This is a genomic window from Rathayibacter rhapontici, assembly GCF_001995175.1.
In the GTDB taxonomy this organism is placed as follows: domain Bacteria; phylum Actinomycetota; class Actinomycetes; order Actinomycetales; family Microbacteriaceae; genus Rathayibacter.
Genome location: NZ_MUKN01000054.1, coordinates 1 through 25,955, shown reverse-complemented (window position 1 = coordinate 25,955; position 25,955 = coordinate 1). Strand labels below are relative to the sequence as shown.

The window sequence follows — 25,955 nt, the reverse complement described above, 5'->3', positions numbered from 1 at the left end:
CACCGGACGCAGTCGCCGTAGGCGCCCTCGCCCACCCGGCGGCGGGCGTCGGCCAGCTCGCGCTCGGCCCGCGCCAGAGCATCGCGCACTCCGGCCATCCGCGACCACTCCGCCGAGAGCGGAGTGCCCTCGGGATCGTGCTCGTCGTCCGCCGTGCCGTCGCCGCGCGCGAGCAGCAGCTCGGCCAGCGCCTCGTCGAGCCGGACGGCCTCGCTGCGGGCCTCGGCCTGGCGCTCGGCGAGCAGCGCGTCGAGCCGGCGCAGCTCCTCCTGGTCCATCGGCATCCCACCATGGTCGCACCGGCCGCTCGATCCGTTCCCCCGACGGCACCGCGACTCGGGGCAGACTAGAGGCATGCCCGTCGTGACCGTGCTCCCCGACCGCCTCGAACTGCGCCTGACGAGGGCGGAGCGACTGCTCGCCTTCCACCGCGGCGACGTCGTGATCGACCGATCGAGCATCCGCTCCGCGACCGTCACCGAGGATCCCTGGATCTGGGTCCGCGGCATCCGCGCACCGGGCACGGCCGTGCCGCTGACGATCGCCGCCGGCACCTGGAAGTTCCACGGCGGCAAGGACTTCCTGCTCATCAAGCGCACCGCGTCGGCCGTCGTGCTCGACCTCGTCGACGAGGACTGGTCGCGCCTGATCATCAGCACGAAGCACGCTCCCGAGCTCATCGCGGCCCTGCAGCTCGGGCCGACGACGGCGGCGATCCCGATCATCGAGACGGACGACCTCGTGGTGGTGCCCGAGGTGGCCGAGCAGGCCGCGGCCCGGCTCGCCGCGGTCGACGACGCCGCTACGGCCCGTGAGACGGAGGCCGTCGGCGCGGCCGACGCGGACCGTCCGGCCGTGCCGCCCGCGTCGCCCGCGGAGGACGCGTCGCTCGACACCGAGCAGGCGGTGGCCGAGACGTCCGCCGTGGCCGAGGTGATCGGGGAGGGGCGGGCGCCCGCGAAGGAGCCGGCCGCGAAGAAGAAGTTCCCTGCGACAGAGGTTCCCGCTCCGGAACCGCGCGCCCCGCGCCCCGACTCCTCCGTCGGCCACGCCTCCGCCGAGCCCAGCGGGGCCACCGAGGCCGCCGAGTAGCGGCTCCGGCGGCCCGAGCGGCCCTCAGAGCTCCAGCCGCACCGCCGTCTCGAGTGCCGCCTCGATGCTCAGGCGCCAGCCCTGCGCGAGCCGGTCCTTCGAGCCCGAGTAGAGGCTCGCTCCGTCGACCAGGTTGCTGGAGCACGCGCAGACCATGCCCGCCCGGAGCCCGCGCAGCCGCGCGACGACGTACAGCGCGCTCGACTCCATCTCGACGTTCAGGATCCCGTGCCGCTCGAGCGTCGCGATCCACTCCGGAGTCTCGGCGTAGAACGCGTCGTCGCTCGCGTTGATCCCGGAGTGCACCGGCACCCCCTCCCGCTCGGCGATCTCGCGCGTGGCCTCGAGCAGCGCGGAGGTGAGCGCCAGGTCGGGCACCGCGGGGAAGCCCGGATGCGCGTACGCCGCGCTCGTGCCGTCGTTGCGCAGCGTCCCCTCGCTCACCAGCAGCGCGCCCGGCTCGATGCCACGCTGCGTCGCGGCCGAGCTCCCGACGCGGATGAACGAGCTCACCCCGACGCGCGCGAGCTCCTCCACGGCGATCGCGGTCGAGGGGCAGCCCATTCCGGTGCTGGTCGCGGTGATCGGGTGGCCCTTGTAGGTGCCCGTCATCGTGAGGTGCTCGCGGTTGTGCGCGATCTCGCGGGCGTCCTCGAGGAACTCGGCGATCATCGGGACGCGGAACGGGTCGCCCGGGAGGAGGGCGACGGTCGAGACCTCTCCCGGTGCGACGCCGATGTGGTACTGGCGCTCGCCGAGTCCGGCTGCGCTCTTGTCGACTGCGGTCATGGGGCCGACCCTACGCAGGCCCTGTTTCCGCGCGGTTTCCGGCCGCGGTGCGATCGGCGGGGCGACCGCCGGCGCAGGTCAGGCCCGCACATCGACGAGCGTGCGCCCCCGCACCGTGCCGGCGAGGACGTCGCCCGCGATGTCGAGCGCGCCGCTCAACGACACGGTCGAGGTCAGCCCGTCCAGCAGCTCGAGGTCGAGGTCGTGGGCCAGACGGCGCCAGGCCTCCTCGCGGAGCTTCCGCGGGGCCTCGACCGAGTTGACGCCGGCGAGGGTCACTCCGCGCAGGATGAACGGCATCACCGTCGTCGCAGATCGGCCCCCTGGGCGAGTCCGCACGCGCGACCGCGCCGCCCCAGCGGGTCTGGGCGAGCACGTTCGCGAGCGTGTGCGAGCCGACGGAGTCGACCGCCCCGGCCCAGCACTCGGACTGCAGGGGCTTCCCCGCCTCCTGCAGCTCCGCGCGGTCGATCACCTCGGCGGCCCCGAGGCGGCGCAGGAAGTCCCCCTCCTCGACCGCGCGACCCGACGACGCCACGACCTCGTGCCCGAGGCGCGCGAGCAGAGCGACGGCGAGGGAGCCGACCCCGCCGGCCGCGCCGGTGACCAGGACGGGTCCCGAGCCGGGGAGCACGCCGTGCTTCTCGAGTGCGAGCACCGCGAGCATCGCGGTGAACCCGGCCGTGCCGATCGCGCCGGCCCGGGCCGACGAGAACGCTCCCGGCAGACGCAGCAGCGACGCGGAGTCGACCCGGGCGCGCTCGGCCAGTCCGCCGTCCACCCGCTCGCCGAGGCCCGCGCCGGTGAGCACGACCCGGTCGCCGGAGTCGAAGCGGTCGGCCGCCGCGCCGTCGGCGTACTCGACGGTGCCGACCAGGTCGATCCCGGCCACCAGCGGCGGGCGGCGGACGACTCCGGGCCGCCCGGCGAGCGCGAGGGCGTCCTTGTAGTTGACGCTCGAGTACTCGACCGCGATCACCACGTCGCCGTGCGACCGGTCGGGTTCGTCGCGTTCGGTCAGCGAGGCGCGGTTCGGGGTGTCGGTGTCGGAGGCGTCCAGCTGCTCGACGACGATGGCTCGGTACATGGGCCCACGCTACGCCCGCGGGGCGATCGGCGTCCCGCCCGATCGCTCAGTTCAGGGGGCGGGTCCCCTCGGGCAGCGAGCCGCCCTCGTAGAGCGCACTCGCCGCGTCCTGCAGGGCGGTCAGCGCCACGCGCTGCGTCCACGGCCCGTAGGAGATCCGGGCGACGCCCAGCTCCTCGAAGCGGGCGGGCGACTGCGATCCGGGGACGCCGATCACGCTGATCCGCTGCCGGCCCAGGGCGGTGACGAGCGCCTCGATCTCGGAGTCCTGGAGGAGCCCCGGCACGAAGAAGCAGGTGGCCCCGGCGTCGAGGTAGGCGCGGCCGCGCTCGACGGCGTCGGCGAGCACCTCGGAGCGGTCCCGCTCGCCAGCCCGGAGGAACACGTCGGTCCGGGCGTTCAGCGCGAAGGGGACCGCCTCGGCCTCGGCCGCCGCGACCGCCTTCTCGACGGCCCGCAGCGCCTCCGGGAGCGGCTTCGCCTGATCCTCGAGGTTCGCGCCCACGACGCCCACCTCGATCGCCCGGCGCACGGTCTCGCCGGCGTCGCCGTAGCCGGCCTCGAGATCGGCCGAGACGGGGACCTCGACCGCGGCGACGATGCGCGCGATCATGCCCAGGTGCAGGTCCAGCGGGATCCGCTCGCCGTCCTCGTAGCCGAACGACGCGGCGATCGAGTGGCTCGCGGTGGCGAGCGCCCGGGTCGCGGGCAGGGCGGCGATCGTGGTCGCCGAGACGACGTCCCAGACGTTCACCACGCTCAGCAGCTCGGGGTCGGTGTGGAGGTCGACGAGGGTGCGTCCGCGCGCTTCGATGCTCATGCCCCGACCCTAGAGGCCCCGTCGTGCGCCGCGCAGGCGAGGACGTCGCACTCCCCGCACACCACCAGCTGGGTGCGGCAGGAGGGGTCGAGGCAGTTGCGCATCCGGCTCGTCGGCGCGGCGCAGCCTGCGCAGCGCCCCAGCACCTCGCGTCGGGCGAGAAGGTCAGCGAGCCGCGGCCGTCGAAGACGTACAGCGCGCCGCGCCAGAGCCCGGAGTCGCGTCGTGCCTCGCCGTAGCGGACGATCCCGCCGTCGAGCTGGTACACCTCCCCGAAGCCGCGCGCGGTCATCAGGCTCGAGAGCACCTCGCAGCGGATGCCCCCGGTGCAGTACGTCACGATCGGCCGCCCCTTGAGGTGGTCGTAGACCCCGGAGTCGAGCTGCTCGACGAAGTCGCGCGTGCTGGCGACCCCCGGGACGACCGCGCCGTCGAAGCGGCCGATCTCGGCCTCGAAGGAGTTCCTGCCGTCGAAGAAGACGACGTCGTCGCGCTCGGCGACCAGCGCGTCGAGCTCGTCGGGCTGCAGTCTCGTCCCGGTGCCGACGACGCCGTCCGCGTCGACCCGCAGCTCGTCGGGCGCGCCGAACGAGACGATCTCGTCGCGCACCTTCACCGAGAGACCGGGGAAGTCGAGGCTGGCGCCCTCCGCGTCGAGCCCGGTCCCGGCGCTCCACCTGACGTCCATGCCGCGGAAGGCGGGGTGCTCCTTCGTCCGGCGCGCGTACTTCTTCAGCGCGCCCATCTCCCCGCCGAGGGTGCCGTTCAGGCCGTCCTTCGAGACGATCAGCCGACCGCGCAGCCCGAGCGACGCGCACAGCTCGCGCTGCCACAGGCGGATCGCCTCGGGGTCGGCGAGCGGCACGAAGCGGTAGAACAGCAGGATCTTCGGCAGCACCGGCACATCCTACGAGGCGCCGCCGCCCCGCGAAACGGCGCCGCAACACGGCTGTGGCAGCATCGGCGGGTGACCGACGCCTCCGCCACCGTGCCGCACTCCCGCATCGAGGACGTCTTCGGACTCGTGACCGGAGCGTTCGTCGTCTCGCTGGGCCTGTTCCTCCTGCGCGCGAGCGAGGCGGTCACGGGCGGCACGGCGGGGCTCGCGCTGCTGCTGGGCTATCCGCTGCCCATCCCGTTCGGCGTGATCCTGGTGGTCGTCAACATCCCGTTCCTCGCGCTGTCGCTGTGGAAGAAGGGCTGGCGCTTCACCCTGCGCACCATGTTCTCGATCGTGCTCGTCTCGGTGCTGGCGGGGCTGCATCCGCTCGCCTTCGGCGCCCTCAGCATCGAGCCGGTCTACGGAGTGATCACCGGCGACGTGCTCGCGGGCATCGGGCTGCTGATCCTCTTCCAGCACGGCTCGAGCCTGGGCGGCTTCAGCATCGTCGCGCTGATCGCGCAGGAGCGGCTCGGCTGGCGGGCGGGCTACGTGATGATGGCGCTGGACGCGTGCGTGGTGGTCGCCGCGCTGCTCGTCGTGCCGCCGGTGAACGTGCTGATCTCGGCCGCGGGCGTCGTGGTGCTCAACCTCGTGCTCGCCTTCAACCACCGGCCCGGCCGCTACCTCGGGTCCTGAGCGCCCGCTCCGCAAGCCCTGGCCCTCGTCGCGGGCGTTCGTACGCTGGAGAGGGCTCGCGATCGCGGGCCGCCCCGTCCGAACGGAGAACCGGATGTCCGACTGGAACTACGACCCCTACGCCCGCCTCGGGGAGGTGCCGTCCTTCGCGCTGACCAGCGACGACATCACCGACGGCGCCCCGCTGGACGCCCGCCACTACGGCGAGGGCTCGGGCGGCGAGGACGTCTCCCCGCACCTGGCCTGGTCGGGAGCGCCCGAGGGGACGAAGAGCTTCGCTGTGACGGTCTTCGATCCCGATGCGCCGACCGGCTCGGGGTTCTGGCACTGGGCGCTCTACAACCTGCCCGCCGACACGGCCGAGCTGCCGACCGGTGCCGGCGCCGCCGGCTTCGAGCTGCTGCCGCCCGGCGCGCAGACCCTGCCGAACGAGATGCGGCTGCGCCAGTTCATCGGAGCGGCGCCGCCGGACCGCGAGCACCGCTACTTCTTCGTCGTGCACGCCCTCGACGTCGAGCGCCTCGACCTCGATCCGGAGTCGACGCCCGCGATCCTGGGCTTCAACGTGCACTTCCACACGCTGGGCCGCGCGCAGATCGTCGCCACGGCGACCCCGGACGGCGCGAAGGGCTGAGCCGCCCGAGGGGCGCGCCGCTCAGCCGAAGAGCGTGCGCGCCTCCTCGTACCGGGAGTCCGGCACGGTCTTGAGGGTTCCGAGGGCCTCGGCGAACCCGACGTGGTAGATGTCGGTGCCGCGCAGGGCGACCATGCGGCCCCAGTGCTCGGCGACGACGGAGTCGATCGCGGCCATGCCCAGGCGGGTCGCGAGGACCCGGTCGAACGCCGTGGGCGTCCCTCCGCGCTGGATGTGGCCGAGCGTGGTCGCGCGGGTCTCGATGCCCGTGCGCTCCTCGATCATCGGTGCCAGCATCTCGCCGATGCCGCCCAGGCGCGGGCGCCCGAAGGCGTCGAGTCCGCGCTCGGAGTGGGCGTCGTCCATGGTGTCGAGGGAGAAGCCCTCGGCGACCACGACGAGCGGCGCGCGCCCTCGGTCCTGCGCGCTCTGCACCCACTCGACGATCTGGTCGATCGAGGTGCGCTTCTCGGGGATGAGGATGACGTGCGCGCCCGCGGCCATGCCGGAGTGCAGCGCGATCCAGCCGACGTGTCGGCCCATGACCTCGGCCACCATGCAGCGGCCGTGCGAGTCGCCGGTGGTGCGGAGGCGGTCCATCGCGTCGGTCGCGATGCCGACGGCGGTGTCGAAGCCGAAGGTGTAGTCGGTGGCGCCGAGGTCGTTGTCGATCGTCTTGGGGACGCCGACGATCTTGAGGCCCGCGTCGGTCAGCCGCTTCGCCGCGGCGAGGGTGCCCTCGCCGCCGATCGCGATGATCGAGTCGATGCCGTTGGCCTCCATCATCGCGGCGATCTTCTCGGGGCCGCCGTTGGGGCCCTCGAAGGGGTTCGTCCGGCTCGTGCCGAGGATCGTGCCGCCCTGCTTCGCGATGCCCTGGATGTCGGAGCGCTCGAGCGGCATCAGGTCGCCGTCGACCACTCCGCGCCAGCCGCCGCGGAAGCCCACGAACTCCTGGTCGTACACCTTGATGCCCTTGTACACGGCACCGCGGATGACGGCGTTGAGGCCGGGGCAGTCGCCCCCGGAGGTCAGGATCCCGATCTTCACCCGCTCAGAGTAGAGGACGACGGGGCGACCGGCGCACCCGGGCAGTCGGTCCGGGTCCCGCACGCGACGACGGGCCCCTCCTCGCCGCCTCGAGGAAGGGCCCGTCGTCGTGCCGCGCTAGTTCGCCTTGCTGGTGTTCAGGGTGCCGTTGACGCCGCGGGGGAAGAATCCGCCGGTGCGCGAGGCCTTGGGGTTGAGGTACACGATGTTCAGGACCTCGCCGGGGGTCCGGCTGAAGGCGATCGAGCTCCGGTCAGTCGGGACGATGTTCGTCTGCCCGTTGACCTTGACGCCCTGGTCGCGCTCGCTCGAGCCGTCGAGGCTGTCGCGCGCGTCCGAGAGCTTGTTCGCCGGGTCGGACAGGTCGGCCGCGTAGATGGCCGAGCGGATGGCGCCCGCGTGGTACGCCTCCACCGCGAGGATGCCCGCGGCGGCGTCCAGGTACGCCTTCGACTGGATGAGCGGCGCCGCTCCCTTGTACGCCGTCACTCCGACGTCCTCGAAGACGAAGGCGCCGAGCAGGAAGTTGGCCTCGCTCGCGAACGGGTCGAAGGTCCCGCCGGCCGGGATGACGCCCGCCGCGGCTGCAGCGGCGTTGAAGCTGGCCTTGAGGTCGATCGCGGGGCGGGCGACCGCGGCCGTGCCCAGCGCCGCGCGGAGGAACTTCACGTGCGCCTTCTCGTCGTTCGCGACCTCGGTGGCGAAGCTCTTGAGCCACGGGGTCTTGAACGGCACCGGGCGGCCGCCGATGACGCCGCCGGGCGTGCCCTTGCCGGTCACGTCGGAGCCGCCGAGGCCCGTGCCGTAGACCGCGCGGAGGTAGAACTCGGCCTCGAGGTACTCGAGGTTGAGCGCGAAGTTGAGGATCGAGGCGTCGCTGGGGCCGGTGGCTGCGACCTCCTCGGCCGAGGCCGCGGGGGCGGCGAGAGCGGCTGCTCCGATGCCCAGGCCGGCGATGCCGGTGGCCTCGAAGAAGCGGCGACGGTCGAGAGCGGTCTCGGAGCTCTTGACGATCGCGTTGCGGATGAAGGAAGTGTCGAACATGTGCGCATCTCCAGTGATAGGCGGGATGCCGGACGACTCAACGTGCCGTCGCGACAGCGTGAAGCTACGCCCGCGAACACCGCGCTGACCAGCGGAATCGTCGAGAAAAGATTGCGCATGTGGTCATCGGTCCTGGTCCAATCCGGCGGGGCCGCGGCTCCGAAGACCTGTCACCGGAGGAACGCCGGGCGGGGTCGCCGCAGGGGCCGTCGGTCGCGCGCGGAGGCCCGTCGAGAGGCTCCGTCGGAGGCGCTGTCGGAGGGCGCGATTACCATCGCTGCGTGACCTCCGCCCCTCCCGCTCCCGTGCCCGCCCGGGCCACGGTCTACGCGCCGGCCGTGCCGGTGAGCCTCGCGCTCACCGTGCGGACGCTGCTGCGCGGCACGGGCGACCCGACGATGCTGATCGACGCCTCCGGGTTCTGGAAAGCGTTCCGCACACCGCGGGGCGCGGGCACCCTGCACCTCGTGCAGGCGGCCGACGGCGCCGTGCACGCGCGCGCCTGGGGCCAGGGGGCCGAGTGGCTGATCGACCAGGTGCCGGAGCTGCTGGGGCACGGCGACGACTGGAGCGGGCTCGACCTCTCCTCCCACCGCCCGCTCGCCGAGGTGCTGCGGCGGGTCGAGGGCCTGCGGCTCGCCCGCGCCGGGCTGGTGTTCGAGATGCTGGCGCCCTCGATCCTCGAGCAGAAGGTCACCAGCACGGAGGCGTGGCGCGCCTACCGCACGATCGTGCGCCGCTACGGCGAGGTCGCTCCGGGCCCCGTCGCCCTGCATGTGGCGCCCACGGTCGAGCAGTGGCGCCGCATCCCGTCGTGGGAGTGGCACCGGGCCGGCGTCGATCCGCGGCGCTCCCGCACACTGCTGACCGCCGCGCTCGTCGCTCCGGGCCTCGAGCGGACCCTCTCGCTCGGCCGCGGGGGAGCGGAGGTCGAGTCGCGGCTGCGCTCGGTCCCGGGGATCGGCGTCTGGACGGCGGCCGAGGTCATGATGCGGGCGCACGGCGATCCCGACGCGGTCAGCGTCGGCGACTACCACCTGGCCGCGGCGTGGGCTTCGCCCTGACGGGGCGGCTGGGCGTCGACGACGACGGGATGCTGGAGCTGCTCGAGCCGTGGCGCGGGCACCGCCAGCGCATCATCCGGCTGATCGGCTGCAGCGGCGCGAGGAAGCCCCGACACGGTCCGCGGATGACGATCCAGGACCACCGCGGCCACTGAGCCGCCGTCGGCCTACGCGCCGCGCTCCTCCAGCACCGCCATCGCCGCGTTGTGCCCGCCGAGACCCGAGACGCCGCCTCCGCGGCGCGCGCCCGCTCCGCAGACGAGGACGCGGGGGTGCGCCGTCGCGACGCCCCAGCGCCGGGCGGGGGTGTCGAGCGGGTCGTCGTCCTCGACGAAGGGCCACGACAGCGGTCCGTGGAAGATGCTGCCGCCCGGCAGGCCGAGGCTCTGCTCGAGGTCGTGCGTGGTGCGCGTCTCGATGCAGGGCTCGCCGTCGGCGTCCCGCAGCAGCAGGTCGCGGATCGGCTCGGCGAGCACCGAGTCGATCGAGTCGAGGATCTCCTCCTGCAGGCGCTCGCGGGTCGCCGCGTTGTTCTCGGCGGTCAGCCAGCGGTCGGGGGTGTGCAGGGCGAAGACGGTGAGGGTGTGCGCCCCGGAGGCGGCGAGCTCGGGCGAGAGGATCGTGGGGTCGGTGAGGGAGTGGCAGTAGATCTCGCACGGGATCGGCACGGGAGTGCGCCCCGTCGCCGCGGCCCGATGAGCGGTCTCGAGCGCGTCCCAGCCCTCGTTCACGTGGAAGGTGCCCCCGAAGGCCGCCTCGGGAGCGACGCTCTCGTCGCGCAGTCGCGGGAGGCGCCGCAGCACCAGGTTGATCTTGACCTGCGCTCCCTCGGGGCGCTCCGCTCCGACTCCGGACGTGCCGCCCATCAGGGCGTCGAGCACGAACGGCGCGACGTTCGAGAGCACGTGCCGGGCGCGGACGCGACGGCTGCGCGGACCGCGGCGGTAGACGACCTCGCCGTCGGCCCCGATCGCGGTCACCTCGGTGCCCGTGAGGATCCTCGCCCCGGCGTCCCGCGCGGCCCGGTCCAGGGCGCCCGAGACCGAGCCCATTCCGCCGACGGGGACGTCCCAGTCGCCCGTGCCCTGGCCGATCACGTGGTACAGCAGGCAGCGGTTCTGCGCGAGGTCCGCGTCGGCGGCGCCCGCGAAGGTGCCGATCAGCGCATCCGTCAGCAGGACGCCGCGCGCGAGGTCGTTCGCGATGCTCTGTTCGATGACCTCGCCGATCGGCCGCTCGATCATCGCGCGCCAGACGGAGTCGTCGCCGACCAGCCGCCGCGCCTCGCTCCGGCGCAGGAGCGGCTGGGTGAGGGTCGGCCAGAGCGCCTCGGCCATCCGGCCGGTGCGGCGCGAGAAGTCGGCGAACGGCTCCGCATCCTCGGGTGAGCCGAGGCGGGCGAAGGAGGCGGCCGTCGCCTCCCGATCCTGCGTGTCGACCAGCAGGCCGCGGCTGGGGTCGGCGGGATCGGGCGTGTAGGAGGAGTAGCGGCGGCGCACGAGCGGCACGTCGATCCGCAGGTCGTCGAGGATCGCGCGCGGCAGGAGGCTCACCAGGTAGGAGTAGCGGCTGAGCCGCGCCTCCACGCCGCGGAACGGGGACTCGGACACCGCCGCGCCGCCGGTGTGCTCGTTCTTCTCGAGGACGAGGACGTCGAGCCCCGCCTGGGCGAGGTAGGCCGCGGCGACGAGCCCGTTGTGCCCGGCGCCGACGACCACCACGTCGACCGCCGCGTCGGACGGGGTGCGCGCGGGACGGGGGCCCGGCGCGGTGCCGCTGCGCTCGCGGTCCTGAGCGTCGCGGGGACGGTGCCGATCGCGTCGGGCTGTGCTTCGCGCCATGCAGGCCAGTGTGGTCGGCCGGGCGGCGGGGCGCGAGCCCGGGACGGCTCAGGCGTCGTCGGTGCGCAGCGCCTCCGCGACGAACTCGCGGAGGGAGAACAGGATCTCCTCGGTGCTGCGCCCGCTCGACTCCGCGAGCCGGCCGGTCAGCCAGGTCAGGCAGATGACGGAGGCGCCGGCGACGTCGGACGCCGTGGGCACGACCACGCCGTCGAGATCGACCACGCCCTCCTCGATGGGGCTGAGCGCGCGCTCCAGCACGGCGCGGTTCATGAGCCCCGTCGCCTCCCCGTCGAACGCGGCGGTGCTGTCGATGAGGGCCTGGGCGGCGATCATCGCGCCCTGCGGGACGGGCAGCGGATCCATCGGATCTCCGATCAGGAGCGGGAGCGGTCGGGTGCGCCCATCGTCCCGCGCGCCCGCTCCGGCGTCCACCGGACGGGCCCGGGTTCGGGAGTCTTCCCAGAGGCGCGACGACACGCCCCGCCTGCATGCCGACTCGGGCATAGCCTCGTGGGATGGAGCAGTCGACGTCCCCCGCCGTGCCCGAGAACGACCCCGGGTCGATGATCGCGCGCGTCGAGACCCTGGCGCGGCACTGGCTCGAGCGCAGCAGCGCCTTCGAGCCCGACCCGGCCGCCCAGCGCCTCGCCGGGGTGCTGCAGGATCCGGACGGCCTCGACTTCACCGTCGGCTTCGTCGACGGCGTCGCGCGGCCGGAGGACGTCTCGGTCGCTGCGGAGAACCTGTCGGCGCTCACCTCCAGGACCCCCGCGTTCCTCCCCTCCTGGCTGCGCGCGGCCGTCGCCACCGGCGGAGCGGTCGGCCCGGTGCTCCCGTGGGTCGTCGTGCCGGCGGCGCGCCGCGTGCTGCGGCAGCTCGTCGCGCACCTGGTCGTCGACGCCTCCGCGCCCGGCTCGGCGCCTCGATCGCGAAGCTGCGCGAGGGCGGCGACCGGTTGAACCTGAACCTCCTCGGCGAGGCGGTGCTCGGCGAGCGCGAGGCGCTGCGGAGGCTCGAGGGCACCCGCAGGCTGCTCGAGCGCGACGATGTCGACTACGTGAGCATCAAGGTCTCGAGCATCGCGAGCCAGCTCTCGATGTGGGCGTTCGAGGACGCCGTCGAGCGGGTCGTCGAGCGGCTCACTCCGCTCTACGAGGCCGCGGCGATGAGCCCGACCCCGACCTTCATCAATCTCGACATGGAGGAGTACCGCGACCTCGATCTGACGGTCGCCGTCTTCCAGCGTCTGCTCGACCACCCGAACCTCCTCGAGCTCGAGGCGGGCATCGTGCTCCAGGCCTACCTTCCCGACGCCCTCGGCGTGCTGCAGCGGCTGACCTCCTGGGCCGCCGCGCGGCGGGCCCGCGGCGGGGCGCCGATCAAGGTGCGCGTGGTGAAGGGCGCGAACCTGCCGATGGAGCGGGTCGACGCGGCGGTCCACGATTGGCCGCTCGCGACGGTCGGCAGCAAGACCGAGGCCGACACGAACTACAAGCGGGTGCTCGACTGGGCCCTCGACCCCGAGCGCACCGACGCGGTGCGGATCGGAGTGGCCGGTCACAACCTCTTCGACGTCGCGTTCGCCTGGCTCCTCGCGAACGACCGCGGGGTGGTCGACGCGGTCGACTTCGAGATGCTGCTGGGCATGGCGACGGGCCAGGCGCGGGCGATCCGCGAGGACGTCGGGCGACTGCTGCTCTACACGCCCGTCGTCCACCCGGGCGAGTTCGACGTCGCGATCTCGTACCTCATCCGGCGCCTGGAGGAGAACTCGAGTCCCGAGAACTTCCTCTCGGCCGTGTTCGAGCTCGAGGACGAGACCGTGTTCCAGCGCGAGCTCGAGCGCTTCCGCCTCTCGCTCGAGGCGCTCGACGACCGGGTGCCGACCCCGAACCGCACGCAGGACCGGCTGCGCGAGTGGTCCTCCGGCTCGGGGCTGCGCCTCGTGCAGGAGCACGCGGGCGCGGGCGAGCACGCGCTGGACCCGGCGGCGGCCGGGCTGACGCAGGCCGTGCTCGGGCTCAGCCGGGGATCGGGCGCGAGCGCGGCGACGGCCGGCTTCCGCAACGAACCGGACACGGACCCGTCCCTGCCCGGCAACCGCCGCTGGGCCCGACTGATCACCGACCGGATCGCCGCCTCGACCATCGGCACCGCGACCGCCGACACCGCGCGCATCACCTCGCCCGAGGCGCTGCAGGAGCTCCTGCGCGCGGTGGGCCGCCGCGCCGAGCGCTGGGGCGAGCGCCTGGGCTACGACCGCGCCGCGATCCTCGACCGCGCGGGGCTCGCGATCGCCGCCAACCGCGACCGCCTGCTCGAGGTCATGGCCTCCGAGACCGGGAAGACCCTCGCCGAGGGCGATCCCGAGGTCTCGGAGGCGATCGACTTCGCGCACTACTACGCGACCCGCGCGCGCGAGCTCGACGCGATCACCGGCGCCACCTTCGTGCCGGCGCGGATCACCGTCGTCGCCCCGCCGTGGAACTTCCCGGTGGCGATCCCGGCCGGCTCGGTGCTCGCGGCGCTCGCCGCGGGCTCGGGAGTGGTGCTGAAGCCCGCCCCGCAGGCCCGCCGCTCGGCCGCCGTCCTGGTCGAGGCGCTCTGGGACGCCGGGGTGCCGCAGGACCTGCTCGCCCTCGTCGACCTCGACGAGGAGTCGCTCGGGCGCGCGCTCGTCACCGATCCGCTGGTCGACCGCGTGATCCTCACCGGCTCGTACGACACGGCGAAGCTCTTCCGCTCCTGGCGCCCGGACCTGCCGCTGGTCGCCGAGACGAGCGGGAAGAACGCGATCGTCGTCACTCCGCACGCCGACTACGACCTCGCGGTCGCCGACATCGTGAAGAGCGCCTTCGGGCACGCGGGCCAGAAGTGCTCGGCCGCGTCGCTGGTGATCCTGGTGGGCTCGGTCGCCCGCTCGAAGCGGTTCCGCGCGCAGCTCGTCGACGCGGTCACGTCGCTCCGCGTCGGGTACCCCGACGACCCCGCCACGGCGATGGGCCCGCTGATCGAGGCGCCGACCGGGAAGCTCGCCCACGCGCTCACCAGCCTCGGCGGCGGCGAGTCCTGGCTCGTCGAGCCGCGGCGTCTGGACGGCACGGGCCGGCTGTGGTCGCCGGGAGTGCGCGAGGGCGTGGGCGAGAACAGCTACTTCCACCTCACCGAGTTCTTCGGGCCGGTGCTCGGGATCATGCACGCGATGACGCTCGAGGACGCGATCCGGATGCAGAACGCGACCGACTACGGGCTGACCGCCGGGCTGCACTCCCTGCACGCCGACGAGCTCGCCCTCTGGCTGGACTCGGTCGAGGCGGGCAACCTCTACGTCAACCGCGGCATCACCGGTGCCATCGTGCGCAGGCAGCCGTTCGGCGGCTGGAAGCGCTCCTCGGTCGGGGGCGGCTCGAAGGCGGGCGGACCGAACCACCTGATCGGCCTCGGGTCGTGGAAGCCCTCGCCCGCCCGCCCGTCCTCGACGCTGCACCTGCGCGGTCTGGACGACCGGGCCCGCCAGTTCATCGAGGCCGCGCAGTCGTCGCTGCAGTACGAGCAGTTCGACCTTCTGCGCCGCTCCGCGCTCTCGGACCAGCTCGCCTGGTCGACGGAGTTCGGAGTGGTGACCGACATCTCGGAGGTCGGCGTGGAGCGGAACCTGTTCCGCTACCTGCGCGTGCCGATCGCGCTGCGCCTCGCTGACGGCGGCGACCTGGGGGAGCTCCTCCGGGTGGTGGCCGCGGGTCTGCTGACCCGGTCGCGGATGGACATCTCCACGTCGATCCCGCTGCCGCCGCGCGTGCTCGAGATGCTCGGCGGCGACGAGCTGGCCGAGATGGCCGGCCTGGTGCCGAAGGTGGTCGTGGAGTCCGATGCGCAGTGGCTGGCGCGCGCGGCGGCCGGGCGCATCACGGCGTCGCGCATCCGCATCGTCGGCGACATCGTGTCGGACCGGGTCGACGCCTTCGCGTCGCCGCAGGGCCGCACCGGCCCCTCGCTCGGCCCCGGCATCGAGGCGGTGATCGACGCGCGCAACGCCACCCGCTCCTTCACCGACGTGGTCACCGGCCTCACGCGCGGCAGCACCGGCAAGCCGATCCCGCTGCAGCGGGCCGACGGATCCCGGATCCCGCTCGCGTCGGCGCTCGCCGAGGCGCTCGGCGGTGCGCCGGACGTCGCGATCTTCGCGAACCCCGTCACTCCGTCGGGCCGCGTGGAGCTGCTGCCGTTCCTCCGGGAGCAGTCGATCTCGATCACCAACCACCGGTTCGGGAACCCGATCGCCCTGTCCGACGACGTCATCTGACGCGCGGATCGGTCAAAAGGTTGTCGCTTCAACGAATCGTGTAGGGTGGGAGCATGTCCTCGACCACGCCCGAGCCCCGCTGGCTCACCTCCGAGCAGCTGGGCGCGTGGATCCGCTTCATCGCCGTCGTCGAGCTGCTTCCGGGCGCGCTCGACCAGCAGCTCCAGCGCGAGGCGGGCCTGACCCACTTCGAGTACATGACGCTCGCGATGCTCTCGGACGCCCCCGAGCGGACCCTGCGCATGACGACCCTCGCGACCCGCACCAACGCCACCCTGCCGCGGCTCTCGCACGTCGTCACCCGGCTCGTCGGCCGCGGCTACCTCGAGCGGCGCCCCTGCCCGACCGACGGACGCGCGACGAACGCCGTCCTCACCGAGCAGGGCCTGGCGAAGCTCGTCGAGACCGCGCCCGGGCACGTGGCGACGGTACTCGCCGACGTCATCGACCCGCTCGACCCCGAGCAGATCCCGCAGCTCGCCGACATCATGGCGCGGATGCTCACCCGCCTCGATCCCGACGGGCGGATGACGGTCGACGCCGTACGCACCGCGCTCGGTCCGGCGCTCGAGCGCGAGCAGGCGGACCGGGCGCAGGGCTGAGCCCTTCCGCACCCCTGGTCCGAGGCCGAGGGCTCTGCCATCCTCGGGCCATGCGCTTCACGACGACGATGCACCAGGTCGGCCGCAACACCGGCGTCGAGGTCCCGCCCGACGTCATCGCGGCTCTGGGCGGCGGCGGACGGCCGGCGGTCCGGGTCGTGGTGAACGGGTTCGAGTACCGCAGCACGGTGGGCGTGATGGGCGGAAGGGCGCTCGTCCCCTTCTCGGCGGACAAGCGCGCCGCCACGGGCATCGCAGGCGGTGACGCCCTCGACGTCGAGATCGAGCTCGACACCGCTCCGCGCGAGATCGCGGTGCCCGAGGACCTCGCGCGAGCTCTGGGCGCCGCCGGGCTGACCGAGCGGTTCGAGGCACTGTCGCCGAGCGCCCGCAAGGCGCACGTCGTCGCGGTCGAGGGCGCGAAGGCCGAGGCGACCCGCGCGCGGCGCGTCGCGGGCGTCCTCGGGACGCTCGGCGTCCCCCTCCCTCCTCCTCAGGGATGACTCCGCGCCGCCGCATGTCGCAACGCGGGACCGGCGCCCCGGGCCCTGGGTAAGGTTCACCTCGGTGCCCCACGGGGGAGCACCGGGAGCGCTGTCGCGCGGAGCCGGGGGACGAGATGAGTGCGGTTCGACGTTGGGTGTTCCCGATCGTGTGGATGGTGATCATCGGAGCGGCGAGCATCGCGCTCGTGAAGATCGCGTTCTTCCCCGACACCTCCGCCGAGGCCGATCCGACGGTTCCGACCGGCGAGCTGACGGAGCCCGTCGTGGCCGTCGCGCGCGGCACCATCACCAACGACCTCGAGCTCCAGGGGACCGTCGCCGCCGACCCGGCCGTGCCGCTGAAGGCGACCGCCGTCGGCACCGTCGACGACGTCTACATCCCGCAGGGCGCGACCGTCGCGAAGGGCGATCTCGTCTACGACATCCGCGTCGAGACCGTGCGCGAACCCGTCGAGACCACGGCCGCCGACGGCACCGTGAGCGTCTCGCAGCCCCCGCCGGCGGTCCGCTTCGAGCGGGTCTACGCCGAGGCGGCTGGCGTGCTCAGCGCGCTGGGCGTCATCCACGACCAGGCCGTGACGGTCGGCGAGGTGACCGGTCAGGTCGCGCCGCCCAGCTACTCCGTCACGGGCACCATCGACGCCCAGCAGCTCTACCGGATCCAGGACCGTCCGACCGAGGCGCAGGTCGCGATCACCGGCGGCCCCGCCGCGTTCGCCTGCACGGGCCTCACGATCACCACCCCGCTGGCCGGCGAGGGCACCGAGGGCGCGGGCACGGGCGAGGCCGGTGCCACGGGCTCCGGCACGAGCTTCCGCTGCCAGGTGCCCGCCGAGGTCACCGTGTTCCCGGGCCTCGCCGCGTCGGTCACCCTCGCCGGGGGCCTCGCCGAGAACGTGCTGGTCGTGCCGACCACCGCGGTCGAGGGCACCGCCGAGTCCGGAGTCGTCTTCCGCCTCGCCGAGGACGGCTCGACCGAGGAGATCCCGGTGACCCTCGGCCTCACCGACGGCGTCAGCGTCGAGATCACCGGCGGCGTGGACGAGGGCGTGGAGCTGCTGCAGTTCGTGCCCGGCGCCGCGGCTGTCGACCCCTCCCTCGAGTCGGGCGAGTGCGTGGCCAACCCCGACGGCTCGGTGTTCTGCCCGTGACGATCCTCCGGCTCGAGGGGATCCGGAAGGTCGTGCCCCTGCCCGACGCGGAGCCGCTCACGATCCTCGACGGGGTGGACCTCGAGGTCGGCGAGGGCGATCACGTCTCGGTCGTCGGACGGAGCGGTTCCGGCAAGTCGACGCTCCTGAACATCCTCGGCCTCATCGACGAGCCGACCGACGGCCGGATGCTCCTCGAGGGCGTGCCGACCGAGACGCTGTCGGCCCGGGCGCGCGCCCGGATCCGCGGCGGGAGCATCGGCTTCATCTTCCAGCAGTTCAACCTGCTCGACGGCCGCACCGCCCGCGAGAACGTGATGACGCCGCTGCTCTACGCGACGGGGCGCGAGTTCTGGCGCCGCCGCGACCTCGCCGCCGAGATGCTCGAGCGCGTCGGTCTCGGGCACCGGGTCGACTCGATGCCCGGCCGCATGTCGGGCGGGGAGCAGCAGCGCATCGCCATCGCCCGCGCCCTCGTGCGCCGACCGCGGCTGATCCTCGCCGACGAGCCCACCGGCGCACTCGACACCGACACGGGGGAGACCGTGATGAGCCTGCTCGACGAGATCGCCCGCGAGTCCGGCTCCGCGCTGGTGACCATCACCCACGACCCGGCGATCGCCGCCCGCGCGGAGCGCCACTACCGGCTCGATCACGGCCGCCTCGGCGCGGCGTCCTCGGCAGGCACCCTGCACGAGCGTGTGCCCGCGCACGCGGCGGCCGTCGCGCCGCCCGTCGCCGTCGTCGATCCCGACGGCGGTCCCGCCTCCGACTCCGAGGGCGTGCTCTGATGCGCGGCCTGATCGGAGTCGCGGGCGCGATCGTCGAGGCCTGGACGGAGCTGAGGATCCACCGCGGCCGGGTGCTGCTCTCGCTCATCGGAGTGGCGGTGGCCGTGGCGGCCCTCACCGGCGTCGTCGCTGCGGGCGGCATCGCCCGCCAGGCCAACGTCGAGCAGATGGAGCGCTCGAGCGGCCGCCCCGCGAGCCTCTCCGTGAGCGCGTACGCCACGGGGCCGGAGGGCGTCGTCGACGCGGCGGCCCTGCAGGGCGCGTGGGAGAAGGTGCTCGAGCGCTACGACATCACCTACGCGAGCCGCACCACCTACGGCTCCACGCGCGTCCAGTTCGCCGACGGCGCCGTCGACGTGCCGGTGACGGCGGTCGATCAGCCCTACGCCGAGATGCACCGCCTCGAGGTCGAGGAGGGCGCGTGGTTCACCGAGCGCGACGAGCGCCGGCTCGCGCCCGCCGTGGTCGTGAGCGAGATCATGTGGGACAGGCTCGGCCGGCCGGATCTCGCGACGCACCCGACGGTCGCCCTGCTGGGCTCCGAGGGCGACACCACGGCGGTCGTGGTGGGCGTCACTCCGGTGAGCCAGTGGGACACCGAGCCCACGATGATGATGCTCGCCGACTCGTACGCGGGCATCGCCGAGCAGACGCCGGCCGACGACGAGTTCGGCGGCGGATCGACGCCCAACTACGAGATGTGGGTGCCGCTCGACATCGCGGACGCGCTCACCGAGGCGGTGCAGCGCGACATCGCCGCGGCGCTCGGCCCCGGCATCGAGGCCAGCGTGAGCCGCCAGGACTACCTCGCCTACGACAGCGATCCCTTCGCCGTGCTCACCTGGGTGATCGGGGGCGTCGCCGGGCTCGTGCTCGCGCTCGGAGCGCTGGGTCTGCTCAACATCGCCCTCGTGACCGTGCGGCAGCGCATCCGCGAGATCGGCATCCGGCGCAGCTTCGGCGCCTCCTCGGGCCGCATCTTCTTCTCGATCATGATGGAGAGCGTGGTCGCGACGGTCGTCGCCGGCGTCGTCGGGGTCGCGATCGCCGTGATCCTGGTCACCAACCCGATCACCGTCGACTGGGTCCAGCAGAACGGCATCGAGGACATCCCGCCGTTCCCCGCGGAGGCGGCCCTGCTCGGTCTCGGGGCGGCGACTCTGGTCGGCGCGCTCGCCGGTCTCGTGCCCGCGATCGTGGCCGTCCGGGTCAAGGTCATCGACGCGATCCGGTACTGAGCCGCCGGAGCCGCTCCTCCTAGGGCTCCGTCGAGCGGCGCACGACGAGCTCGGGCTGGAAGACGGTCTGCCGGGGGATCAGCTCGGGGTCGGCGGCCTCCTCGAGCAGCACCCGGAGCGCGGTGCGGCCGATCGTGGTGCTCGGCTGGCGCATCGACGAGAGCGGCACCGCGGCCGCGGCTGCGAACGCGATGTCGTCGAAGCCGATGAGCGCGATCTCGTCGGGGACGAGCATCCGCCCGCCGGCCGCCAGCGACTGGAGCAGGCCCAGCGCCAGCAGGTCGTTCGCGGCGAAGACCGCGTCGGGCCGCTCGCGGCGGGGGCGCGCGACGAGGCGCTCGCCGGCCGCGACGCCCTCGGCCACCGTGAGAGCGGAGGTGGCGACCACCTCGATGTCGACCGGGTCGGCGCTGTCCTCGGCCGCCACCCGCGCCCCCGCCAGCCGGTCGACGACCTGGCGGATCTCGAAGGGCCCGCCGACGAAGGCCAGGCGCCGCCGACCGGTGGCGATCAGGTGGTGGACGGCCATCCGACCGCCGGCGACGTTGTCGACCGAGACCGAGCTGAAGCGGCCGTCGCCGCTGAAGCGGTCGACGAGCACGGCCGGGATCCCGCGCTCGCGCAGTCGCTCGAGCCGGCGGGTGATGTCCCCGTGCGGCGAGATCAGAACGCCGCGCACCTGCTGCTCCTCGAAGAGGTCGAGGTAGTGCCGTTCGCGGGCGACGTCCTCGTCGGTGTTTCCGTGCAGCACCGCGATGCCGTGGCGGGAGGCCTCGTCGACCGCTCCGTGCACGACATCGCCGAAGAACGGGTTGCGGCCGTCGAGCACGACGAAGCCGACGGTCGAGCTGACGCCGTTGCGGAGCTTGCGCGCCGCGTCGTTGCGGACGTAGCCGAGCTCCTCGATGGCGAGGTTCACCCGCGCCAGGTTCTCGGCCGAGACCTCGTCGGGGCGGTTGAGCACGTTCGACACGGTGCCCACCGACACGCCCGCGTGCTGCGCCACGTCGCGGATGCTCGCTGCCACTGTTCCCCTCCGTCACGACCGTGCAACGAGCGGCACTGCTCGTCTTGACCGACCCGGTCGCCGTCCCTAGAGTATGCCTGAACGGCGGTTGAATCGATTCAGAATCTCACCGCCGCCACCCGGACCCCGGGCGGTGGGGCGGATCGGCTGCTCCGCCCACGATCCCCACGCCCTCGACGAGGAGGCACCTCCGTGACAGACACCGCGCCCGCCCCGGCGCTCGAGCTCGCCCGGGTGGTGAAGTCCTTCGGCGCCGTCATCGCGCTGCGCTCGGGCACCCTCTCGCTGCACTCGGGCTCCATCCACGCGCTGATCGGCGAGAACGGAGCCGGCAAGTCGACCCTGGTGAAGATCGTCGCCGGCGTCCACCGCCGCGACGCGGGGGAGTTCCGCCTGCACGGCCGGGACGTCGACTTCACCGCCACGGCCCAGTCGAAGGCGGCGGGCGTCGCCGTGATCTACCAGGAGCCGACGCTGTTCCCGGACCTCTCGGTCACCGAGAACATCTTCATGGGCCGCCAGCCCACCGACCGCTTCGGGCGGATCGACCGCCGGGCCATGCGCGCCGAGGTCGAGCAGCTGATGCGCCGGCTCGGCGTGGCGATCGATCCGGAGCGGCCCGCCGAGGGCCTCTCGATCGCCGATCAGCAGATCATCGAGATCGCGAAGGCCATCTCGCTCGACGCCTCCGTCCTGGTGATGGACGAGCCGACCGCCGCCCTGTCGGGCGTCGAGGTCGAGCGCCTCTTCGCCGTGGCGCGGAGCCTGCGCGACGAGGGCCGCGCGCTCGTGTTCATCTCGCACCGCTTCGACGAGGTCTTCGCCCTCTGCGACACGATCACCGTGATGCGCGACGGCTCCTACATCGCGACCACCCCGACGAGCGAGGCCACGATCGACGGCATCGTGCGCCAGATGGTCGGCCGCGACGTGACGGAGCTGTTCCCGAAGCAGCCGGCCGAGATCGGCGAGGTGGTCCTCGCGGTCGACTCGCTCACCCAGCCGGGCGTGTTCCACGACATCTCGTTCACCGTGCGCTCGGGCGAGATCGTCGGTCTCGCCGGGCTCGTGGGCGCCGGGCGCAGCGAGGTCGCCCGCGCGGTCTTCGGAGTGGACCCGTACCAGAGCGGCACCGTCACGCTGAACGGCACCCCGCTGCCCCGGCGCGACCCGGCCGGCGCGATGCGCGCCGGAGTCGCCCTCGTGCCCGAGGACCGCCGGAAGCAGGGCCTGGTGCTCGACGCCTCCGTCTCGAACAACATCACGACGGCCATCCGCCGCGGCCTGACCAAGGGCGGTCTGCTCACCCGCGGGGCCGAGAACTCGGCGGCGCGGATCTGGGCCGGGCGCCTCGAGGTCAAGACCAACGCGCTCGACACGGTCGCCGGCACCCTGTCGGGCGGCAACCAGCAGAAGGTCGTCCTGGGCAAGTGGCTCGCCACGAACCCGAAGGTGCTGATCATCGACGAGCCCACCCGCGGCATCGACGTCGGCACCAAGTCCGAGGTGCACCGGCTGCTCTCGCAGCTGGCCGGCGAGGGCATGGCGATCCTCATGATCTCCTCCGAGCTGCCCGAGGTGCTCGGCATGGCCGACCGCGTCCTGGTGATGCGCGAGGGCCGGCTGACCGGCGAGCTCGCCCGCGAGGACGCCACCAGCGAGGCCGTGATGCTCGCCGCCACCGGTGGCACGGGCGCCCTCGCCGCCGATCCCACCGCCCCGCACCGCACCGAAGGGAGCGCCGCATGAGCGCCGCGACGACCACCGCGCCCTCGACGGGACGGCCGACGCCCTCCTCCGGCGGCCTCTCCCGCGGACTCCGCGGCTTCGCGACGGCGCGCGAGACGAGCATCCTGCTCGCGATCGTGCTCCTCGTCGCGGTGACGACCGTCAAGAACCCGTCCTTCCTCTTCTCTCCCGACGGCTGGCGCGACCTGCTGCTGACGCCGTCGATCCTCGTGCTCGTCGCCGTCGGCCAGGCCATCGTCGTGATCACCCGCAGCGTCGACCTCTCGGTCGGCTCGATCCTCGGGCTCACCGCCTACCTCACCGGTCGGCTCTTCCTCGATGTGCCGGGGCTGCCGATCATCGTCGTCTTCGTGGCCGGGATCCTCTTCGGCGGTCTGCTCGGACTGATCAACGGCGCGCTCGTCGCGTTCGCCAAGGTGCCCGCCCTGGTCATCACGCTGGGCACGCTCTACGCCTACCGCGGCATCAACGTCGCGTGGGCCGGCAGCGACCGGGTCAACGCCTCGGACATGCCGAAGGACTTCCTGGCGCTGGGAACGGGTCAGATCCTGAGCATCCCGATCCTCACGATCATCGCCCTCGTGGTGCTGGTGGTCGCCGGCTACTGCATGCGCAACCTGCGGGCCGGGCGCGAGTTCTACGCCATCGGCTCCGAGCCCGACGCGGCGCGCCTCTACGGCCTGCCCGTCACGCGCCGGATCCTCACCGCCTTCGTCCTGAGCGGGGCGCTGACCGGGCTCGCCGGCGTGCTCTACGCGGCCCGCTACGGCACGGTCAACTCGCAGGCCGGCTCCGGCTGGGAGCTGGACGCGGTGGGAGCGGCGGTCATCGGCGGTGTCGCGATCTTCGGCGGCTCCGGCACGGTCTGGGGCGCCGCGCTCGGCGCGGTCCTGCTCCTGACCATCAACCGGGCGCTCCCGATCCTCGGCGTGCAGGACTTCTGGCAGCGCGCCGTGGTCGGCGTCCTCATCATCGGCGCGATCGTGCTCGACCGCGTCCTCTCGATCCGGCAGTCCCGCCGGCTCCTGGCAGAAAGGGACGACGCGCGATGAGCTCTCTGTCGACCGAGACGACCGCCGTGCGGACGGCGCGGACGTACCGCGACTACGGTCACGGACGCCTCCGGCGCCTGCTGCTCACCCGAGAGACCGCGATCATCGTGCTGCTCGTGCTCGTCGTGCTCGTCGCCTCGGCCACGGTCCGCAACTTCGACCGCCCGATCACGGTGACCTACCTCCTCCTGGACATCGCCCCGGTGCTGCTGATCGCCCTGCCGATGACGCTGATCATCGTCACGGGCGAGATCGACCTCTCCGTCGCCTCGACGGTGGGCCTGGCGAGCGTGCTGACCGGGATCCTCACCCAGGCCGGCGCCCCGTTCGCGGTCGCCGCGCTCGTGGCCCTGCTGGCGGGAGCGGTGGGAGGGGCGCTGAACGGCTTCCTGATCACCGTGGTCGGCCTGCCCTCGCTCGCCGTGACGATCGGCACGCTCGCGCTCTACCGCGGGCTCGCCGTGGGCCTGCTCGGCACCACCGCCGTCACGGACTTCCCGGAGTTCTGGACGGACCTCGCGACCTCGAAGATCGGCGACTCGCCCGTCCCGTCGATCGTCGTGCCGATCGTGATCCTCGCGATCGTGTTCGCGGTGCTCCTGCACTTCACCTCCTTCGGCCGCGGGATCTACGCGATCGGACTGAACGACGAGGCGTCCACCTTCTCGGGCGTGAACGTGAACCGGACGAAGTTCGTCCTGTTCCTGCTCTCGGGAGTGGTGTCGGCCTTCGCCGGCGTCTACTTCACCCTCCGCTACGGATCCGCCCGCGGCGACAACGCCACGGGCCTCGAGCTCCAGGTGATCGCGGCGGTGCTGCTCGGCGGTGTCTCGATCTTCGGCGGCCGCGGCGCCCTGCACGGCGTGCTCGCCGGCGTCGTCCTGATCGGGATCCTCGCCAGCGCGCTCCGCCTGGCCAACGTCACCTCCGACGTCATCAACATCATCACCGGAGTGCTCCTCGTGCTCTCCGTGGTGACCACCAGCCTCCTGGCGTGGGTGCAGAAGAAGCGCACCCGCTCCGGGACACCCCGATCGGCCCCGGGCACCCGCCCGTGACCGGTCCGCACCGACAGCACCTCCCGCACGGGGACGGCGAGCGCCGCCCCCGCACCTCACATCGAAAGGACGAAACGATGACGTTTCCCACGAAGGGCCGCACGCTCCGGCGTCTGGGCTCCGTGACCGCAGCGGCGGTCGCGTTCGCGCTCGTCGCGACCGGATGCTCCGCCGGCGGCGACTCCGACGCGGGCTCCGGCTCCGAGGGCGGAGGGGACGCGAACTACGCGATCACCTTCCTCCCCAAGAACCTCGGCAACGCCTACTTCGACACCTCCGACGCCGGAGGCGAGAAGGCCATCGAGGAGTTCGGCGGCAGCTACGCCGAGGTCGGGCCGTCGGAGGCCACCCCCGACGCCCAGGTCTCCTACATCAACACGCTCACCCAGCAGGGCGCGGGAGCGATCGTCATCTCGGCGAACGACCCCAAGGCGATCTGCGACGCGCTGAACGAGGCCCGCGACAACGACGTGAAGGTGGTCACCTTCGACTCCGACACGAACGCCGACTGCCGCGACCTCTACATCAACCAGGCCACGGCCGAGGGCATCGCCAAGGCGCAGGTCGACCTGATCACCGAGCAGATCGGCGACTCGGGCGAGATCGCGATCCTCTCGGCGTCGGCCAACGCGACGAACCAGAACACCTGGATCGAGCTGATGCAGGAGGAGCTCGAGGCCAACCACCCCGACGTCACCCTCGTCGACACCGTCTACGGCGACGACGACGACCAGACCTCCTTCGACAAGACGGCGGCGCTGCTGCAGTCGCACCCCGACCTCAAGGGCATCGTCTCGCCCACCACGGTCGGCATCGCGGCGGCCGCGCGCTACCTCTCGACCTCGGACTACAAGGGGAAGGTCTCGCTGACCGGTCTCGGCACGCCGAACCAGATGCGCGAGTACGTCGAGGACGGAACCGTCACCGCGTTCGCCCTGTGGAACCCGGGAGACCTCGGCTACCTCGCGGCCTACGCCGCGAAGGCCCTGATCGACGGCGACATCACCGGCGAGACCGGCGACTCCTTCGAGGCGGGCGACCTCGGCACGTTCGAGGTGGGCGAGGACGCGACCGTGCTCCTCGGCGACCCGTTCGTGTTCGACTCGGAGAACATCGGCGAGTTCGACTTCTGATCCTCGTCACCGGTGCAGCGGGCCCTCGCGATCCTCGGATCGCGGGGGCCCGCTGCCGTCAGCCCAGGTCGATCAGCAGGTCGTCCCCGTCGACGTCGACCCGCGCGTCGGAGTAGTGGGCGATGCGGGGCAGGCCCTCGGTGCTCGGGCTCTCGTGCCCGCCGACCACGACGACGCGCATCCCGGCGGCGAGGCCCGCGCGGACACCCGCCTCGGCGTCCTCGAAGACGACCGCGTCGGCGGCGAGGCGCCCAGGCGCTCTGCGGCGGCGAGGTAGCAGTCGGGGGCGGGCTTGCCGTGCAGGACGTCGTCGGCGGTGACGACGACGTCGGGGGAGGGGAC

24 protein-coding genes and 3 pseudogenes are annotated in these 25,955 nt (G+C 73.0%); 16 read left to right on the top strand and 11 right to left on the bottom strand.

What is annotated here, in order from left to right:
- Nucleotides 1-284 (bottom strand): annotated as a pseudogene (locus tag B0T42_RS15215) (TraR/DksA family transcriptional regulator); the annotation flags it as partial.
- Between the two features lie 70 nt (nt 285-354).
- Between B0T42_RS15215 and B0T42_RS20725 the strand changes: the two are divergent.
- Complete coding sequence (locus tag B0T42_RS20725; protein WP_201788560.1) at nt 355-1,092, top strand: hypothetical protein; 738 nt, start codon at nt 355-357, stop codon at nt 1,090-1,092.
- Nucleotides 1,093-1,116: 24 nt separating this feature from the next.
- Here the strand turns inward: B0T42_RS20725 and B0T42_RS15205 are convergent, their stop codons facing one another.
- The 4 genes and pseudogenes from B0T42_RS15205 to trhO all read right to left on the bottom strand — a co-directional run bounded on the left by B0T42_RS15205 (nt 1,117) and on the right by trhO (nt 4,683).
- Entirely contained in the window at nt 1,117-1,881 is a 765-nt protein-coding gene (locus tag B0T42_RS15205; protein ID WP_077223869.1) for a nucleoside phosphorylase, read from the bottom strand.
- Nucleotides 1,882-1,891: 10 nt separating this feature from the next.
- Nucleotides 1,892-2,968: an alcohol dehydrogenase catalytic domain-containing protein gene (locus B0T42_RS15200; protein ID WP_274703337.1), complete on the bottom strand. Its 1,077-nt coding sequence runs from the start codon at nt 2,966-2,968 to the stop codon at nt 1,892-1,894.
- Between the two features lie 46 nt (nt 2,969-3,014).
- Nucleotides 3,015-3,788 carry an isocitrate lyase/PEP mutase family protein gene (locus tag B0T42_RS15195; protein WP_077223868.1) on the bottom strand — a complete coding sequence of 258 codons (774 nt, stop codon included), beginning with the start codon at nt 3,786-3,788 and terminating at the stop codon, nt 3,015-3,017.
- Nucleotides 3,785-4,683 (bottom strand): annotated as a pseudogene (gene trhO / locus B0T42_RS15190) (oxygen-dependent tRNA uridine(34) hydroxylase TrhO). Before trhO ends, B0T42_RS15195 begins: the two are co-directional and overlap by 4 nt.
- Nucleotides 4,684-4,755: 72 nt before the next feature.
- Here trhO and B0T42_RS15185 point away from each other — a divergent pair.
- Entirely contained in the window at nt 4,756-5,367 is a 612-nt protein-coding gene (locus tag B0T42_RS15185) for a YitT family protein (RefSeq protein WP_236720331.1), read from the top strand.
- Between the two features lie 94 nt (nt 5,368-5,461).
- Nucleotides 5,462-6,001 carry a YbhB/YbcL family Raf kinase inhibitor-like protein gene (locus tag B0T42_RS15180; protein ID WP_077223867.1) on the top strand — a complete coding sequence of 180 codons (540 nt, stop codon included), beginning with the start codon at nt 5,462-5,464 and terminating at the stop codon, nt 5,999-6,001.
- A 21-nt stretch (nt 6,002-6,022) separates the two neighbouring features.
- Here B0T42_RS15180 and B0T42_RS15175 read toward each other — a convergent pair whose 3' ends face one another.
- The gene (locus B0T42_RS15175; protein ID WP_077223872.1) at nt 6,023-7,051 is read right to left on the bottom strand and encodes a 6-phosphofructokinase; all 1,029 of its coding nucleotides are present in this window, start codon (nt 7,049-7,051) and stop codon (nt 6,023-6,025) included.
- A 117-nt stretch (nt 7,052-7,168) separates the two neighbouring features.
- On the bottom strand, nt 7,169-8,095 hold the full coding sequence (locus tag B0T42_RS15170; protein WP_077223866.1) for a ferritin-like domain-containing protein: 927 nt from the start codon (nt 8,093-8,095) through the stop codon (nt 7,169-7,171).
- Between the two features lie 281 nt (nt 8,096-8,376).
- Between B0T42_RS15170 and B0T42_RS15165 the strand changes: the two genes are divergently transcribed.
- Together B0T42_RS15165 and B0T42_RS21540 are read left to right on the top strand one after the other, a co-directional pair.
- Nucleotides 8,377-9,159 carry a DNA-3-methyladenine glycosylase family protein gene (locus B0T42_RS15165; RefSeq protein ID WP_236720330.1) on the top strand — a complete coding sequence of 261 codons (783 nt, stop codon included), beginning with the start codon at nt 8,377-8,379 and terminating at the stop codon, nt 9,157-9,159.
- Complete coding sequence (locus tag B0T42_RS21540; RefSeq protein WP_236720329.1) at nt 9,144-9,314, top strand: hypothetical protein; 171 nt, start codon at nt 9,144-9,146, stop codon at nt 9,312-9,314. The genes B0T42_RS15165 and B0T42_RS21540 overlap by 16 nt, the downstream gene beginning before the upstream one ends.
- A gap of 12 nt (nt 9,315-9,326) precedes the next feature.
- On the opposite strand, the gene B0T42_RS15160 is transcribed toward B0T42_RS21540, so the two are convergent.
- Entirely contained in the window at nt 9,327-11,000 is a 1,674-nt protein-coding gene (locus tag B0T42_RS15160; protein ID WP_077223865.1) for a phytoene desaturase family protein, read from the bottom strand.
- A 48-nt stretch (nt 11,001-11,048) separates the two neighbouring features.
- Nucleotides 11,049-11,366, bottom strand: coding sequence for a hypothetical protein (locus B0T42_RS15155; protein ID WP_139344533.1), 318 nt, complete (start codon nt 11,364-11,366; stop codon nt 11,049-11,051).
- A gap of 152 nt (nt 11,367-11,518) precedes the next feature.
- Here B0T42_RS15155 and B0T42_RS22775 point away from each other — a divergent pair, with 152 nt between their 5' ends.
- From B0T42_RS22775 to B0T42_RS15125, 7 genes are all read left to right on the top strand, one after another.
- Nucleotides 11,519-11,962, top strand: coding sequence for a hypothetical protein (locus B0T42_RS22775; RefSeq protein ID WP_236720328.1), 444 nt, complete (start codon nt 11,519-11,521; stop codon nt 11,960-11,962).
- Nucleotides 11,959-15,306 (top strand): bifunctional proline dehydrogenase/L-glutamate gamma-semialdehyde dehydrogenase, encoded by a 3,348-nt coding sequence (locus tag B0T42_RS15150; protein WP_236720327.1) that lies wholly within the window; start codon nt 11,959-11,961, stop codon nt 15,304-15,306. The genes B0T42_RS22775 and B0T42_RS15150 overlap by 4 nt, the downstream gene beginning before the upstream one ends.
- A 53-nt stretch (nt 15,307-15,359) precedes the next feature.
- Nucleotides 15,360-15,908 carry a MarR family winged helix-turn-helix transcriptional regulator gene (locus tag B0T42_RS15145; RefSeq protein WP_077223862.1) on the top strand — a complete coding sequence of 183 codons (549 nt, stop codon included), beginning with the start codon at nt 15,360-15,362 and terminating at the stop codon, nt 15,906-15,908.
- Nucleotides 15,909-15,958: 50 nt separating this feature from the next.
- On the top strand, nt 15,959-16,411 hold the full coding sequence (locus B0T42_RS15140) for a YdeI/OmpD-associated family protein (RefSeq protein WP_077223860.1): 453 nt from the start codon (nt 15,959-15,961) through the stop codon (nt 16,409-16,411).
- A 155-nt stretch (nt 16,412-16,566) separates the two neighbouring features.
- On the top strand, nt 16,567-17,565 hold the full coding sequence (locus tag B0T42_RS15135; protein ID WP_158078150.1) for a permuted SH3 domain-containing protein: 999 nt from the start codon (nt 16,567-16,569) through the stop codon (nt 17,563-17,565).
- The gene (locus tag B0T42_RS15130; protein WP_077223857.1) at nt 17,562-18,356 is read left to right on the top strand and encodes an ABC transporter ATP-binding protein; all 795 of its coding nucleotides are present in this window, start codon (nt 17,562-17,564) and stop codon (nt 18,354-18,356) included. The genes B0T42_RS15135 and B0T42_RS15130 overlap by 4 nt, the downstream gene beginning before the upstream one ends.
- The gene (locus B0T42_RS15125) at nt 18,356-19,594 is read left to right on the top strand and encodes an ABC transporter permease (RefSeq protein WP_077223856.1); all 1,239 of its coding nucleotides are present in this window, start codon (nt 18,356-18,358) and stop codon (nt 19,592-19,594) included. Before B0T42_RS15130 ends, B0T42_RS15125 begins: the two co-directional genes overlap by 1 nt.
- Nucleotides 19,595-19,613: 19 nt before the next feature.
- Here the strand turns inward: B0T42_RS15125 and B0T42_RS15120 are convergent, their stop codons facing one another.
- Nucleotides 19,614-20,621, bottom strand: a complete 1,008-nt coding sequence (locus B0T42_RS15120) for a LacI family DNA-binding transcriptional regulator (RefSeq protein WP_077223855.1) — start codon at nt 20,619-20,621, stop codon at nt 19,614-19,616.
- A gap of 192 nt (nt 20,622-20,813) precedes the next feature.
- Here B0T42_RS15120 and B0T42_RS15115 point away from each other — a divergent pair, with 192 nt between their 5' ends.
- The 4 genes from B0T42_RS15115 to rhaS all read left to right on the top strand — a co-directional run bounded on the left by B0T42_RS15115 (nt 20,814) and on the right by rhaS (nt 25,613).
- Nucleotides 20,814-22,370 carry a sugar ABC transporter ATP-binding protein gene (locus tag B0T42_RS15115; protein WP_077223853.1) on the top strand — a complete coding sequence of 519 codons (1,557 nt, stop codon included), beginning with the start codon at nt 20,814-20,816 and terminating at the stop codon, nt 22,368-22,370.
- Complete coding sequence (locus tag B0T42_RS15110) at nt 22,367-23,422, top strand: ABC transporter permease (protein WP_077223852.1); 1,056 nt, start codon at nt 22,367-22,369, stop codon at nt 23,420-23,422. The genes B0T42_RS15115 and B0T42_RS15110 overlap by 4 nt, the downstream gene beginning before the upstream one ends.
- Nucleotides 23,419-24,480, top strand: coding sequence for an ABC transporter permease (locus B0T42_RS15105; protein ID WP_077223851.1), 1,062 nt, complete (start codon nt 23,419-23,421; stop codon nt 24,478-24,480). The genes B0T42_RS15110 and B0T42_RS15105 overlap by 4 nt, the downstream gene beginning before the upstream one ends.
- A 77-nt stretch (nt 24,481-24,557) precedes the next feature.
- Nucleotides 24,558-25,613 (top strand): rhamnose ABC transporter substrate-binding protein, encoded by a 1,056-nt coding sequence (gene rhaS / locus B0T42_RS15100; RefSeq protein ID WP_077223849.1) that lies wholly within the window; start codon nt 24,558-24,560, stop codon nt 25,611-25,613.
- A gap of 58 nt (nt 25,614-25,671) precedes the next feature.
- Here rhaS and B0T42_RS21530 read toward each other — a convergent pair.
- Nucleotides 25,672-25,955: pseudogene (locus B0T42_RS21530) on the bottom strand (hypothetical protein); the annotation flags it as partial.